Genomic DNA, 13,174 nt, shown 5'->3' with positions numbered 1-13,174 from the left:
ACTTATTCTCCTCTGGGTTCGTCCCCGGCGCGCCGCTCGGGAGAGGTGCGGGCATCGGGATGTTCTGCTGTGGCACCGGCTCCAGCGTCCCCGCCGCGGCGGAAGGCCGAAGGGAGCTCAACGCCCTTGATGGTGTTGTCCGCCGGCGCGCCGGCCACCACCGGCGTTGCCGGTACCTGTTCATGTTCCCACGTTCTGGCGGCGATGTAGCGAACGGCGGAGTTTGCGACGGCGAGGATGGGCACCGAGAACAGGGCGCCGGGGATGCCGGCGAGGTATGAGCCGGCCGCGACAGTCAGGATCACGGCCACCGGATGCAGTGCCACCGCCTTGCCCATGACCAGGGGCTGCAGGATATGGCTTTCCAGCTGCTGGACGAGGAGGACGATGCCGAGCATGATCAGCGCGTTGACCCATCCGTTCGCCACAAGCGCCAGCAGGACTGCGATCGCGCCGGTCACCAGGGCACCCACGACCGGGATGAAGGAGCCTATAAACACCAGCACGCCCAGCGGAAGCGCCAGCGGAACACCGATGATGGCCGCACCGGCGCCGATGCCCACGGCGTCCACCAACGCAACGAACATTTGGATGCGCGCGTAGCTGACCATGGAGGACCAGCCCCTGCGGCCCGCGCCGAACGTGGCGGCCCGCGCTTTCCTGGGCAGCAGCCGGACCAGGAAGGCCCAGATCCGGTCGCCCTCCAGGAGGAAGAAAATCAGGATGAACAGTGCCAGCAGCATTCCGGCGGCAAAGTGGCCGGCGGTGCTGCCGAAGGACAGCGCGCCGCTGAGGATGCTGCTGCTGTTGTTCTGGAGGGCGTCGGTGGCGTCCTTGATGTACTGGTCGATCTGGGCAGCCGTGAGGTGCAGCGGCCCGTCGGCAAGCCAGTCCTGGATCTGCTTGACGCCTTCCAGCGCCTGCGACCAGAGCTCGCCGAATCCAATGAGCAGCTGCCTGCCGACCAGGGCCAACGATCCGGCGATCAGCCCGATGAAGCCGAGGACTGTCACAGCGACGGCAAGGCCGCCGGGAAGCCCGTGCCTCCGCAGCCACGAGGTTACCGGGCTCAGCAGGCCCGCGAGCAGTGCCGCGACCATCACCGGAATGATGAGGAAACTTACCTGCCGCAGCAGCCAGACCAGCGCGCCGGCCACCAGCAGGATGAGGCCCAGCCGCCACGCCCATGACGCGGCGATGCGCACCCCATAGGGAATGTCCTTGTCCAGCTCACGGTCGGTCAGTACACGCAGGGACGCGCCCGGCTGTGTTCCTGGAGTGGCGGCTTGCCGTACTGGCGGTTGAGGCTCGGTGCTGGCGGCATCCCCGGTTGGCGTCATAGCCCAATACTTCCGCAGCCGCCCGCTAATCGGAAACTGCTATCCAACCGCGCCGTCGCTGTAGTCAATCCCCCACTCCATGCTGAAAGACCCGCCCGGCTCCAGCCAGCGGAGCCCGTCACCTGAGTTGAAGGCGTTCGCCGGGCCGGTCATTGGTTCCACGGCGACGGCGCGGCTGCGGCCGGGGTAGACAGTGCTGACGTAGACGTGAACGTACTGGCAGGTTTCGTCCTGCCACAGAGCCACGTGCCTGCCGTCCGGCGCTGCAAGTACGTGCCGCGCCTTGCCTTCCTCAAACACGAGGTCCGTGAGCGCGACGTCGACACTCAGCGCGGCGATGCCTGCTCCTGCCCGGAAGTCGGTGTCACCCTGGACGGGCGCGGAACTGCGCGGTATCTGCCGGTCATCCGCAACCAGTTGGGTGGCGGCGTTAACCGTAAGCACCAGGTCCTCGACCGGGGTGTCACCGAGCCGCAGGTACGGATGGGCGCCCAGCACGAAGGGCGCGGGAGACTTTGCACTGCTTGACAGGGTCTGCCGGACCGCCAGGCCGAGGGTTTCGGTCAGTGAATACTGGACCCGGTGGCGCAGCAGGAACGGATATCCGTGCTGCGGGAAAATGGGAGCCTCGAGGGTTACCGAGTATTCGCCCTCGTCCACGAGGGCATACGGGGAGTTGCGGAGCAGTCCGTGGCTGGCGTTGTTCCGGGAAACCTCAGTGATATCCAGTTGCTGCTTGTTGCCGTCCAGGAACCAGACGCCGTCCTCGATCCTGTTGGCCCACGGCGCCAGGGTGATGCCTGAGCCTCCGGGCGGAATCTGGTCGTCCCCGTAGGTCTCAGTCAGCAGCACCCCTCCCCTGCTGAACGAGCGGAGGCCCGCCGCCAGTTCGGTGACAACGGCGAGCGCGTCACCGCGCCGCAGTTCGTACTGCCGGCCGGTTGCGTAGGCCTGGGCGTCAAGGCCCACGGTGGAATCCTGGGAGGAAGGCAACGTCATGGCCATACCGTACCCCGCCAGCCCTCCCTCACTCCACCGCTGAATGTTGTCTTTTGTTGTTAACTATTCTTTTTTGATCGAACATGCGAAACTTTTTCCATGACAGGGATTACCAGCACCACGCTCTCCGACGGCCGGGAGTTGATCTACTTCGACGACCCGGGCTCCTCCCCCCGCCCCCCAGCGTCCATGGTCGACCACCGCGGGCTTCCGCCGCGGGGCGAACCCGGAGAAGTCCGCTTTGACGCGCTCACCGGGGAGTGGGTGGCTGTTGCGGCGCACCGGCAGTCCCGCACCCACCTGCCGCCGGCAGACCAGTGCCCCATCTGCCCCACCACCACCGGCAATCCCTCGGAAATTCCCGCTCCTGACTATGACGTGGTGGTCTTCGAGAACCGTTTCCCTTCACTTGGGCCGGCGGTGGGCGCAGTGCCGGCCGATGCAGCATGGGGAACGAAGGGGCCCGCCTACGGACGCTGCGAGGTGGTGTCCTTCACCCCGGAGCACACGGGCTCCTTCAGCGGGCTCAGCGGGACCCGCTCGCGAACGGTGATTGAGGCCTGGGCACAGCGGACAGCCGCGCTGAGCGCCCTGCCCGGAATCCAGCAGGTCTTCCCGTTCGAAAACCGGGGCGCGGACATCGGCGTCACCCTGCACCACCCCCATGGCCAGATTTACGCATACCCCTACGTGACGCCGCGGGCCGCTGTCATGGGCGAAGCCGCGCGGAAGTTCCACGAGGCGCAGGACGGCAGGGAGACACTGACCGGTTCGCTGCTGCGCGCCGAGCGGGAGGACGGCAGCAGGATGGTCCTGGAAGGGGAACATTTCAGCGCCTACGTTCCCTTTGCGGCACGCTGGCCGCTGGAGGTGCACCTGGTCCCCCACCGCCACGTTCCCGACCTCGCGGCGCTGAGCGGCGAAGAGAAGGATGAACTGGCGCACGTCTACCTGGACCTGCTCCAGCGCCTTGACGCCCTGTACCCCACACCCACCCCGTACATTTCAGCGTGGCACCAGGCTCCCCTGGATCCGGCACTGAGGCCATCAGGCTATCTCCACCTCCAGCTGACCTCACCGCGCCGGGCAGCCGATAAGCTGAAGTACCTCGCGGGGTCGGAGGCTGCCATGGGTGCGTTCATCAATGACACCACCCCGGAAAGCGTGGCCGCGCGGCTGCGTGCGGTAACCGTTCCCGCGCCCGCCGTCCCTGCCGCACTGGCTGCCGCGTCCGAAGGAGCCTCCGCATGAACCATTCCCCCGACCCCCTGGCCCCGCCCGCCCGGGCCGGAACCCAGGATCTCGTTACCCGCTTCCACCAAGAGTTCGGCGGCACCCCGGACGGCATCTGGCAGGCTCCCGGCAGGGTGAACCTGATCGGCGAACATACCGATTACAACGAAGGTTTTGTCCTGCCCTTCGCCATTGACCGCACCGCCAGGGTGGCTGTCCGGGCCCGCCCGGATTCCACGGTCCGGCTGCTCTCCACCTACGGCGACCAGGGCGTGGTTACCACGGCCCTTGAGGCGCTTCAGCCGGGCTCCGCGAAAGGCTGGGCAAAGTACCCCCTGGGCGTTATGTGGGCACTGCGCGAACGGGGCATAGACGTCCCCGGAATCGACCTGCTGCTTGATTCGAACGTTCCCCTCGGAGCAGGCCTGTCGTCGTCGCATGCCATCGAATGCGCCGTCATCACCGCCCTGAACGAAGTGACCGGCGCGGGGCTGCATGCGCAGGACATGGTCCTCGCCACGCAACGGGCCGAAAATGAGTTCGTGGGCGCGCCCACCGGCATCATGGACCAGTCAGCCTCGCTGCGCGGCGCAGAGGGGCACGCGGTGTTCCTCGACTGCCGGGACCAGAGCGCCAGCCTGGTGCCGTTCGAGACCGAACCGGCCGGCCTGGTGCTGCTGGTCATCGACACCAGGGTTTCCCACTCCCACGCCGACGGCGGTTACGCTTCCCGCCGTGCCTCCTGCGAACTGGGTGCCGAGGTACTGGGCGTCAAAGCCCTGCGCGACGTCCAGGTGGCCGACCTGGAGGAAGCAAGCGGGCTCCTGGACGAGGTCACCTTCCGGCGCGTGCGGCATGTGGTCACCGAAAACGACCGGGTGCTGCAGACCGTCGAGGTGCTTGCCGGCAAGGGTCCCGCAGCGATCGGGCAGCTTCTTGATGCCAGCCATGCCTCCATGCGGGACGACTTCGAGATTTCCTGTCCGGAACTGGACCTTGCCGTGGACACCGCCCGGGCAAGCGGGGCCATCGGGGCCAGGATGACCGGCGGCGGTTTCGGTGGAGCGGCTATCGCGCTGACGCCCGCCGGCGAGGAGGAAAAGGTGCGGGACGCCGTCGTAAGCGCCTTCGCCCAGGCGGGCTTTGCCGCCCCGGATATTTTCACAGTCTCCCCTGCCGCGGGAGCGATGCGCATCGCGTGACCCGCCGGGTAACCACCTGCAGACAGACGCAAGGCCCCACCGTTTGGTGGGGCCTTGCGTCTGTCTGTTCCGTACGACGGCGGCAGCCGCCTTTGCGGTTATTCGTCCCCGCGGAGGATGGCCAGCAGGCGGATGATTTCCACGTACAGCCAGACCAGGGTGACGGTCAGGCCGAAGGCCGCGGTCCAGGAGAAACGCTGCGGAGCGCCGCTGCGGACGCCTTCCTCGATGCTGGTGAAGTCCATGATCAGGGAGAACGCAGCCAGGCCGATGGCCAGCAGGCCGATCAGGACGCCGAGCGGGATGCCGGCGATTTCCACGCTGGTCCGCAGGCCGAACGGCTCCTGCACGGCACCGGTCCACATCATCACCATGTTGACCAGGGAGAACACCAGGTAACCGATGATGGCAATCATGAAGAACCGCATTGCCTTGGGCGTGGCGCGGACCTTGCCGCTCTTGAACAGCACCAGCGTCACGGCGAAGACGGAGAGCGTGCCGATGACGGCCTGCAGGCCAACGCCGGGGAACTGGCCGTCAAGGATCCGGGTCAGGCCGCCCAGGAAGAATCCCTCGAGGACTGCGTAGGCCAGGATGAGGGCCGGCGAGGGCTGCTTCTTGAAGGTGTTGACCAGCGCCAGCACAAAGCCGCCGAGGGCACCGACGATCATCAGGAGCGACGCCAGGCCCATGCCCACCACGAGGGTGACGGCCGCGCCTGCGATGACGGCGCCGAGGCAGAGCGCGGTCTTGACGATGACGTCGTCGAACGTCATCCGTCCGGTATCGGCGGGACCGGCTGAAGGCTGGGTGTACATCTGGCGCAGCTGCTCATCGCTCATGGGCTGCGTGTTCCAGCCCTGCTGGCCGTAGGGGGCCTGGGCGTAGGGCTGCTGTCCGTATGCCGGCTGGCCGTAGGGCTGCTGGCCGTAAGGAGCGTGTCCGTAGGGAGCCTGCGGGACAGGCGGTGCCTGGGTGGCTCCACGGAAACTCTTTCCGTTGAAGATAGGGTTGCCGCCAAGTGCCATTGCGGGATTCCTCCAGTTGGGTGTGATGTGAACCTTATGGTTCACGCTACCAATTACCACGGCCCCGCACACCCTAAAGTTCCCCCGACCGGTGACCGGCTCCTAGTTGTTACCTGATCGCGACCAAGAACCCCTGGACCTCGGCTTTTACCCGTTCCCGTGCGCTGTAGCATAAGCCAAGCAGGGTGACGGAACTCACACTGGGCCGGCGCCGGGCAAGTTGGCGCCTCCGCACCCTGTGCCCGTTCGCAGCGGCTGTCCAGGCACAGCCAAGACCGCCCCCAAGTGGAGGTTTTCAACTTGAGAAGTACACCCCAAGGCCAGCCGGCCGGCCGAGGCAGAGGGTTGCTGAAACTGATGGGGGCCGTCAGCGCCGCCATCTTGGCATTCCTCCTCCTCGCCGCCCCGGCAACCCAGGCCGCTTCCCCCTCACCGACGCCATCCCCGTCGAACCAGACCTTCCAGAACAACATCAGCGGGTTCCTCCGCGACGATACCCGCGCACCCCTGGCCGATGTCACCATCACGGCCAAGAAGGGCGACTTCACCGGCACGGCAAAGTCGTCAGCGAACGGATCCTGGAACATCGGCGTGCCCGAGCAGGGCACGTACACCGTGGAACTCGACGAATCCACCCTTCCGGAGGGCATCACCCTCGCCGAAGGCCAGGAGAACCCCCGGGACGTCACTTTCAGCCAGACCTCCAACCTCTCGGTGATCTTCGCCTTTGGCAAAGGCATCGTGGTGCAGCAGCAGGACTTCGGGCAGAACCTCCTCAACCGCCTCGTGGCAGGTTTGAGTTTCGGGCTCCTGCTCGCCCTCGCCTCGGTGGGCCTGTCGCTGATTTTCGGCACTACCGGGCTCACCAACTTCGCGCACGGCGAGATGGTGACCCTCGGCGCCGTCCTGGTGTTCGCGTTCAACGCCATCGGCCTGCCGTTCTGGCTGGCACTGATCCTGTCCCTGCTGGGTGGCGCCCTGTTTGGGTACGCCCAGGACCGGGGCCTGTGGCGGCCGCTCCGCCGGCGCGGCACGGGCCTGGTGCCCATGATGATCGTCAGCATCGGCCTTGCGCTGGCCGTGCGCTACGTCATCCAGTTCTACTTCGGCGGCGCCACGCAGCAGCTGCCGTACGCGCAGAGCCCGGAAGTCCAGCTTGGACCTGTGTCCATCTCGCCCAACAACCTCTGGTCCCTCGGCATCAGCGCTGTGGTGATCGCGCTGCTCGGGATCGTGCTGCTGAAAACCCGGCTCGGCAAGGCCACCCGGGCAGTGGCGGACAATCCCGCGCTTGCGGCAGCCTCCGGCATCGACGTGGACGCGGTGATCCGCCTGGTCTGGATCACCGGCGGAATGCTGGCGTCCCTGGGCGGCATCCTGTGGGCCTACTACCGGCCGGGCGTCACGTTCGACATGGGCTCGGCCATCCTGCTGCTGATCTTCGCCGGCGTCACCCTCGGCGGACTCGGCACGGTTTTTGGCGCCTTGATCGGATCCATCATCGTCGGCATCTTCGTGGAACTCACCACGGTGTTTGGCCTCGCCGCCGACCTCAAGTACGTGGGAGCGCTGTTCATCATGATTGTTGTCCTCTTGTTCCGGCCGCAGGGCATCCTGGGCCGGCGTGAGCGCGTGGGTTAGGAGACAGCCGTGGACTTCGGATTCATTCTTGCCAGCGCCGCCGGCGAAATTTTCAGCCCAACCACCGCCGCGTATGCCCTGGCCGCCCTCGGCCTCGCGGTGCACTTCGGGTACTCCGGCCTGCTCAACTTCGGCCAGGCAGGCTTCATGGCGGTCGGCGCCTACGGCTTCGCCATCTCCACCCTCACCTTCGGCGTACCGTTCTTTGTGGGCCTTTTGATCGCTGTCGTTGCCTCGGCCATCTTCGCCCTTCTCCTGGGCATCCCCACCCTGCGCCTCAGGGCCGACTACCTGGCCATCGTCACCATCGCTGCGGCGGAAATCGTCCGCTACATCGTCACCACCAACCAGCTCACCCCGGTGACCGGTTCGGCCAACGGCCTCGCGGCGTTCGAAGGCGGCTTCTATGCCATGAACCCCTTCCCGGAGGGCTCCTACTTCGGGATGAACAACCGCGACTTCTTCATCCGCGTTGTTGGCTGGGCGCTCGTTGCCATCTGCTGCACGCTCGTCTGGCTCCTCATGCGCAGCCCCTGGGGCCGGGTCCTGAAAGGCATCCGCGAGGATGAGAACGCGGTCCGGTCCCTGGGCAAGAACGTCTACGCCTACAAGATGCAGGCACTGATCATTGGTGGCGTGCTCGGCGCGCTCGCCGGCATGGTCTTCACACTCCCCCGCGGAGCCGTGCAGCCCGCCAACTACGGCACCGAGCTGACATTCTTCCTGTACACCTGCCTCCTGCTCGGCGGCCTGGGTACAGTCCTGGGCCCCGTCGTCGGCGCCATGATCTTCTGGGTGGTCCTCTCGCTCACCCAGGGCGTCCTTTACGGCCTGATCGAATCGGGCGCCATCACGTGGCTGAACACCGTCCAGGCGGGCCAGCTGCGCTACATCCTGGTTGGCGTCGCCCTGATGCTGCTGATGATCTTCCGGCCCCAGGGCGTCTTTGGAAACAAGAAGGAGCTGGCGTTCTCATGAGCATGCACAGCGGACAAACGGGCAGCACCGGCGGGGGCACACCGGACTATATGACCGACACCCGCCCCATCGCCGCCGGGGAAGCAGGCCCCGGCTGCAAAAAGCGGGACCCGATTGTGGTGGCGGAAAACGTCACCCGCAGCTTCGGCGGCATTAATGCCGTGGACGTGGATTACCTTGAAATCCCCCGGCACAAAATCACCGCCCTGATCGGTCCCAATGGTGCCGGGAAAACCACCCTCTTCAACCTGCTGACGGGCTTCGATACACCCAACAGCGGCAAGTGGCAGTTTGAAGGCAAGAGCCTGGCCGGGGTGTCCCCCTACAAGGTGGCGCGCATGGGCATGGTCCGCACCTTCCAGTTGACCAAGGTCATGGGCAAGCTCACCGTGATGGAGAACATGCGGCTGGGAGCGTCCAACCAGCCCGGCGAGAGCCTGGCAAAGGCGCTCTTCAAGGGCATTTGGGGCGGACGGGAAAAGGAAATCACCGCCCAGGCCAATGTCCTGCTCGAGAAGTTCAAACTGGACGCGAAAAAGGACGATTATGCTGCGTCCCTCTCCGGCGGCCAGCGCAAGCTGCTGGAAATGGCCCGGTCCCTGATGGTGCAGCCCAAACTGGTAATGCTGGACGAACCCATGGCCGGGGTCAATCCGGCCCTGACGCAGTCACTCCTGGACCACATCAAGAACCTCAAGGCCGAAGGCATGACCGTCCTGTTCGTTGAACACGACATGCACATGGTCCGCCATATCGCCGACTGGGTGGTGGTGATGGCCGAAGGCAAGGTCGTGGCTGAGGGACCGCCCGGTGAGGTGATGAAGAACCCCGCTGTCATCGACGCGTACCTCGGAGCCCACCACGACGTGGACCTGGGCGACTCCGAGGGCATCAAGGAACTCGCCGCGGAGCTCGTTGCCGACGAGGAATCCATCGTCGGCACCGAAAACGCGGGAATCATTTCCCTGGAGACGGTAGCCGAAGAGGACGGCAGCCCGCTCAACGCCCCTGGCCCGCACGGCCATGAAGGCAGGGCCCGGCATGGAAGTTCAGAACGGGATACCACTGACAGGGACCGTACAGAGAGGGACAGCCAATGAGCAGCAGCACCAGCGCGGCCCCCGCCGCCCAGCCCGTCGGCAGCAGCGACGCCGTCGTGAAGGTGACGGACCTCGTGGCGGGCTACCTGCCCGGCGTCAACATCCTCAACGGCTGCAGCATCGAGGCCCGCAAGGGCGAGCTGATCGGCATCATCGGCCCGAACGGCGCCGGAAAGTCCACGCTTTTGAAAGCCATGTTCGGCCTGGTGAAGGTCCATTCCGGCACCGTGGTGGTACGGGGCCAGGACATCACCGGGCTCAAGGCCAATAAGCTGGTCACCAGGGGCGTGGGATTTGTGCCGCAGACCAACAACGTCTTTGCCACGCTGACCATTGAGGAAAACCTTCAGATGGGCATGTTCCAGCGGCCCAAGGATTTCGCGGAGCGGTTCGACTTTGTGACCGGCCTGTTCCCGGAGCTTGGAAAGCGGCGTACGCAGCGTGCCGGTTCATTGTCGGGCGGCGAGCGCCAGATGGTGGCGATGGGACGGGCCCTGATGATGGACCCTGCCGTGCTGCTGCTGGACGAGCCCTCGGCAGGCCTGTCCCCCGTCAAGCAGGACGAGACGTTCCTCCGGGTCCATGAGATCAACCGTGCAGGGGTGTCCGTGATCATGGTGGAACAGAATGCCCGCCGGTGCCTGCAGATCTGCGACCGCGGGTACGTGCTGGACCAGGGACGGGACGCCTACACCGGCACGGGGCGCGAACTGATGAAGGATCCCAAGGTCATCCAGCTCTACCTCGGCACGCTGGCCGATACCGTCGAATAACGGAACAAGGGCACACAAAGGAGCCCCCGTCCGGCCGGACGGGGGCTCCTTTGTGTGCTCGGAGTCTTGCTTACAGCTTGCCGAACTCAGCCTTGACGGGCTTGAGCTTGTTGTCGTTGGTGTACTCGTAGATGCCGATGTAGGCCTCGGTGGGGTCGCCCGCATCGGAGAAGGTCACCGGACCGGACTGTCCGTCGTAGTCGATGTCCTTGCCCTCGCGGAGCAGGGTGACGCAGGAGGCGAAGTTGTTGCACTTCTCGCCGCCCTCCGAGACCGCTTTGAGCTGCTTGGCGATTTCGGGGCCGCTGGTGCTGCCTGCGGCCTCCGACGCCAGGGCGATCAGGTTCACGGCGTCATAGGACTCGCCGCCGTACGTGAAGTCCTTCAGCGCCGGGTCAACTTCCAGAAGCTTCTTGGTGAAGGCTTCAGCGGCGAAGGTGCCCGGGAAGGTCCCGTGGGCCCCCTCGAGCGTGCCGGGCTGGAAGTCCTTGCTGTAGTCAGCGGTGTTACCGTCCACCAGGAACATGCTCCCGGCATCGAAGCCCTTGCCGCTGATCAGCGGGACGATGCTCTTGGCCTGGTCGAAGGTGATCAGGGCAATTGCGTCCGGCTTGGCCGCAATGACCTTGTCCACCTGGCTGCTGAACTGGGTGTCACCTTCGTTGAACAGCTCTTCGGCAACCACCTTGCCGCCGGCCGATTCAAACGCAGCCTTGATGTTCTTGGCCAGGCCGGTGCCATAGGCGTCATTGAGGACAATCATGCCCACGGTCTGCGCGCCACAGGTGGCCATGTAGTTGCCCAGCACCTTGCCCTGCAGGACATCCGAGGGGGCGGTGCGCCAGTACAGGCCCTTGTCATCCCAGGTGGTGAAGTCCGGGGAGGTATTGGCCGGTGAGAACTGGATGACACCGGCGCCGGTGATCTGGTTGATGACGGTCTTGGAGACACCGGACGAGGCGGCACCAATGATGGCGTTTACACCCTGGCCCAGCAACGCCGTCGTCGACTGGGTGGCGATGTCCGTCTTGGTGTCACCGGAGTCGCGGTGGACCACTTCGATGGGCTTGCCCAGGACGCCGCCGGCGTCGTTGACTTCCTTGACGCCAAGGTTCACGCCTGCGATTTCGGGCGGGCCGAGGTAGGACAGCGAACCTGTGGTGGGCAGCAGCGAACCAAGCTTCAGTGGCGTTTCCGTGCTTCCTGTGGAGGGCGGCACTGCTCCGCTGGGAGCTGCAGCGGCGGACGTGCTGCTGCCTGCACCGTCACCTGCGGGGCAGGCGATCGCCCCGGCGGCGGCTGTCGTGGATGATTCGGTTGCCGTGGGTGTCGACGAACCGCCGCAGGCCGTTGCCATGAAAGCGACGCCAATGCCAAGCGCTGTCAGCTTGGCAACACGGGTTCCCGCCTGGGGGAATAAAGTCATTTACAAGCTCCTCGATCTAAAGGTGCGAACGGCCTTTGACGCGAAAAAATCAGGGATTCCTGATTTAGGTTCAAGCTAATGCATATCCCCAGTGAAGATAAGTGACTGAGGTCACATCCTTATAACAGTCGTTGCATATGCGGAATTAAACGCGGGAAGCCGCCCGCGGTGCGGGCGGCTTCCTCTCCGGTGCGGCCGTGCTGCCTGTGTACCCCAGGTGGGACTCGAACCCACAACACGCGGATTTTAAGTCCGATGCCTCTGCCAATTGGGCTACTGGGGCGCCGGGTCAATGGTATCCCGTCAAAGCCGGGTGAATGGTTCGGCGTACCGGAAGGTGCCATGCACTCCCCCGTGCCAGCGGGCCAGTGGCAGGAGCTGGAAGTGCTCTCCCCAGGATTCATCCGGTGGCAGGACACCGAGGGTGGCAGCCGGGACGAACCCGAAACGCGGGTAGTACCCGGGGCTGCCCAGGAGCACGATGCCGCTCTCCCCGGCGGCGTTGGCCCGGGCGATGGTCTCCTTCATGAGTGCCGAGCCGATCCCCTGCCGCTGCAGCCGGGGTGTGACCGCGATCGGGCCCAGCCCCAGCAGGCCCTCGTGGCCCACCCAGCCCCGGGTGCTGATGACGTGGCCCACCACCTCGCCGTCGAGTTCGGCAACGATGCTGAAGCCCGGCAGGTACTCGGCAGCCTCGAAGAGCATGCGGAGCAGGTCAACCTCCACCGGTTCACCCTCGACGGGCCGGCCGGTCGCGGGCGACACTGCAAAGGCTTCAGCGGTCAGCGCCAGGATGGCCTCCCGGTCGGCGGGCCTTTCATCCCGCAGCTGAACACGGTCCCGCAACTGCACACGGTCCCGTGGTTCCGCGCGGCTCCGGGTTGCAAGGCCGGCAAGCACCTCCAGCGCCCGCGGGGCATCCGCCACCGGCACCAGCAGGTGGTCGTGATGGAATCCGGCGAGCACGTTGCAGCTGATGCCGGCTTCCGTCAGGGCCCTGCTGACGGCTGCCGTGAGGCCCACGGCCTCCAGCGCCGAATGGATCTGGAGGGTAATCCAGGCGCCCACAAAGTCGTAGGCCAGCCCCAGCCGGTCAGCCTCGGCACGCGGCAGGACCACTGTCAGCCCCTCGGCCTCGCGCACCGCCGCCTCGATGTGCCCGGTCAGGGGCCGTCCGTGCGGCCAGAGGACGTAGGCGTACTCCCCCTCGCGCTGCACGGGGTGCATCCCACTCAGCAGGGCCTGCAGGCTCTTTTCGCCGGTCATGAGGCAAGTGTAGAAGGAGCGCCGACCGCCTGTTTGCCGCCCGGACGCAAAACGGCGGCCGCCCCCGCAAGGGGACGGCCGCCGTCGTAAGCTGCTTTACTTGGCCTCGGCCGGAACCGCTTCCTTCGGCTGGACAGCCGTGGCACCGGCAGCCGCCGGGGCGGCTGCCGCAGGCGCGGGGGCAGCGG

11 protein-coding genes and 1 tRNA gene are annotated in these 13,174 nt (G+C 65.8%); 6 read left to right on the top strand and 6 right to left on the bottom strand.

The genetic code is table 11. The annotated features are described in order from the left end of the window. Nucleotides 1–2: 2 nt before the first annotated feature. Both ACYQ1Z_RS00060 and ACYQ1Z_RS00055 read right to left on the bottom strand, forming a co-directional pair. On the bottom strand, nt 3–1,340 hold the full coding sequence (locus ACYQ1Z_RS00060; RefSeq protein WP_459790266.1) for an AI-2E family transporter: 1,338 nt from the start codon (nt 1,338–1,340) through the stop codon (nt 3–5). Between the two features lie 39 nt (nt 1,341–1,379). Then, the gene (locus ACYQ1Z_RS00055; RefSeq protein ID WP_459790265.1) at nt 1,380–2,339 is read right to left on the bottom strand and encodes an aldose 1-epimerase family protein; all 960 of its coding nucleotides are present in this window, start codon (nt 2,337–2,339) and stop codon (nt 1,380–1,382) included. Between the two features lie 99 nt (nt 2,340–2,438). Between ACYQ1Z_RS00055 and galT the strand changes: the two genes are divergently transcribed. Together galT and galK are read left to right on the top strand one after the other, a co-directional pair. Beyond that, nucleotides 2,439–3,590, top strand: coding sequence for a galactose-1-phosphate uridylyltransferase (galT, locus tag ACYQ1Z_RS00050; RefSeq protein ID WP_459790264.1), 1,152 nt, complete (start codon nt 2,439–2,441; stop codon nt 3,588–3,590). After that, nucleotides 3,587–4,774, top strand: coding sequence for a galactokinase (gene galK / locus ACYQ1Z_RS00045; protein WP_459790263.1), 1,188 nt, complete (start codon nt 3,587–3,589; stop codon nt 4,772–4,774). The genes galT and galK overlap by 4 nt, the downstream gene beginning before the upstream one ends. Before the next feature lie 98 nt (nt 4,775–4,872). Here the strand turns inward: galK and ACYQ1Z_RS00040 are convergent, their stop codons facing one another. Then, nucleotides 4,873–5,802 carry a Bax inhibitor-1/YccA family protein gene (locus tag ACYQ1Z_RS00040; protein ID WP_459790262.1) on the bottom strand — a complete coding sequence of 310 codons (930 nt, stop codon included), beginning with the start codon at nt 5,800–5,802 and terminating at the stop codon, nt 4,873–4,875. Between the two features lie 357 nt (nt 5,803–6,159). On the opposite strand from ACYQ1Z_RS00040, the gene ACYQ1Z_RS00035 reads away from it, so the two are divergent. Genes ACYQ1Z_RS00035 through ACYQ1Z_RS00020 form a run of 4 tightly spaced genes read left to right on the top strand, consistent with a single transcriptional unit; the run spans nt 6,160 to nt 10,294 of the window. Then, nucleotides 6,160–7,443, top strand: coding sequence for a branched-chain amino acid ABC transporter permease (locus tag ACYQ1Z_RS00035; protein WP_459790396.1), 1,284 nt, complete (start codon nt 6,160–6,162; stop codon nt 7,441–7,443). 9 nt (nt 7,444–7,452) lie between these two features. Beyond that, nucleotides 7,453–8,421 carry a branched-chain amino acid ABC transporter permease gene (locus ACYQ1Z_RS00030; protein WP_459790261.1) on the top strand — a complete coding sequence of 323 codons (969 nt, stop codon included), beginning with the start codon at nt 7,453–7,455 and terminating at the stop codon, nt 8,419–8,421. Beyond that, entirely contained in the window at nt 8,418–9,521 is a 1,104-nt protein-coding gene (locus ACYQ1Z_RS00025; protein WP_459790260.1) for an ABC transporter ATP-binding protein, read from the top strand. Before ACYQ1Z_RS00030 ends, ACYQ1Z_RS00025 begins: the two co-directional genes overlap by 4 nt. Further along, nucleotides 9,518–10,294, top strand: a complete 777-nt coding sequence (locus ACYQ1Z_RS00020) for an ABC transporter ATP-binding protein (protein WP_459790259.1) — start codon at nt 9,518–9,520, stop codon at nt 10,292–10,294. Before ACYQ1Z_RS00025 ends, ACYQ1Z_RS00020 begins: the two co-directional genes overlap by 4 nt. Before the next feature lie 70 nt (nt 10,295–10,364). Here ACYQ1Z_RS00020 and ACYQ1Z_RS00015 read toward each other — a convergent pair whose 3' ends face one another. The 3 genes from ACYQ1Z_RS00015 to ACYQ1Z_RS00005 all read right to left on the bottom strand — a co-directional run bounded on the left by ACYQ1Z_RS00015 (nt 10,365) and on the right by ACYQ1Z_RS00005 (nt 12,986). Continuing rightward, nucleotides 10,365–11,720 carry an ABC transporter substrate-binding protein gene (locus ACYQ1Z_RS00015; RefSeq protein ID WP_459790258.1) on the bottom strand — a complete coding sequence of 452 codons (1,356 nt, stop codon included), beginning with the start codon at nt 11,718–11,720 and terminating at the stop codon, nt 10,365–10,367. A gap of 209 nt (nt 11,721–11,929) precedes the next feature. Beyond that, nucleotides 11,930–12,003 (bottom strand) — tRNA-Leu (locus tag ACYQ1Z_RS00010). Nucleotides 12,004–12,023: 20 nt separating this feature from the next. Further along, the gene (locus ACYQ1Z_RS00005) at nt 12,024–12,986 is read right to left on the bottom strand and encodes an N-acetyltransferase (RefSeq protein ID WP_459790256.1); all 963 of its coding nucleotides are present in this window, start codon (nt 12,984–12,986) and stop codon (nt 12,024–12,026) included. Nucleotides 12,987–13,174: the final 188 nt, after the last annotated feature.

This window comes from Arthrobacter sp. AD-310, assembly GCF_054656615.1.
The sequence above is the reverse complement of the archived record's forward strand: the minus strand, read 5'-3'. Positions and strand labels throughout refer to the sequence as shown.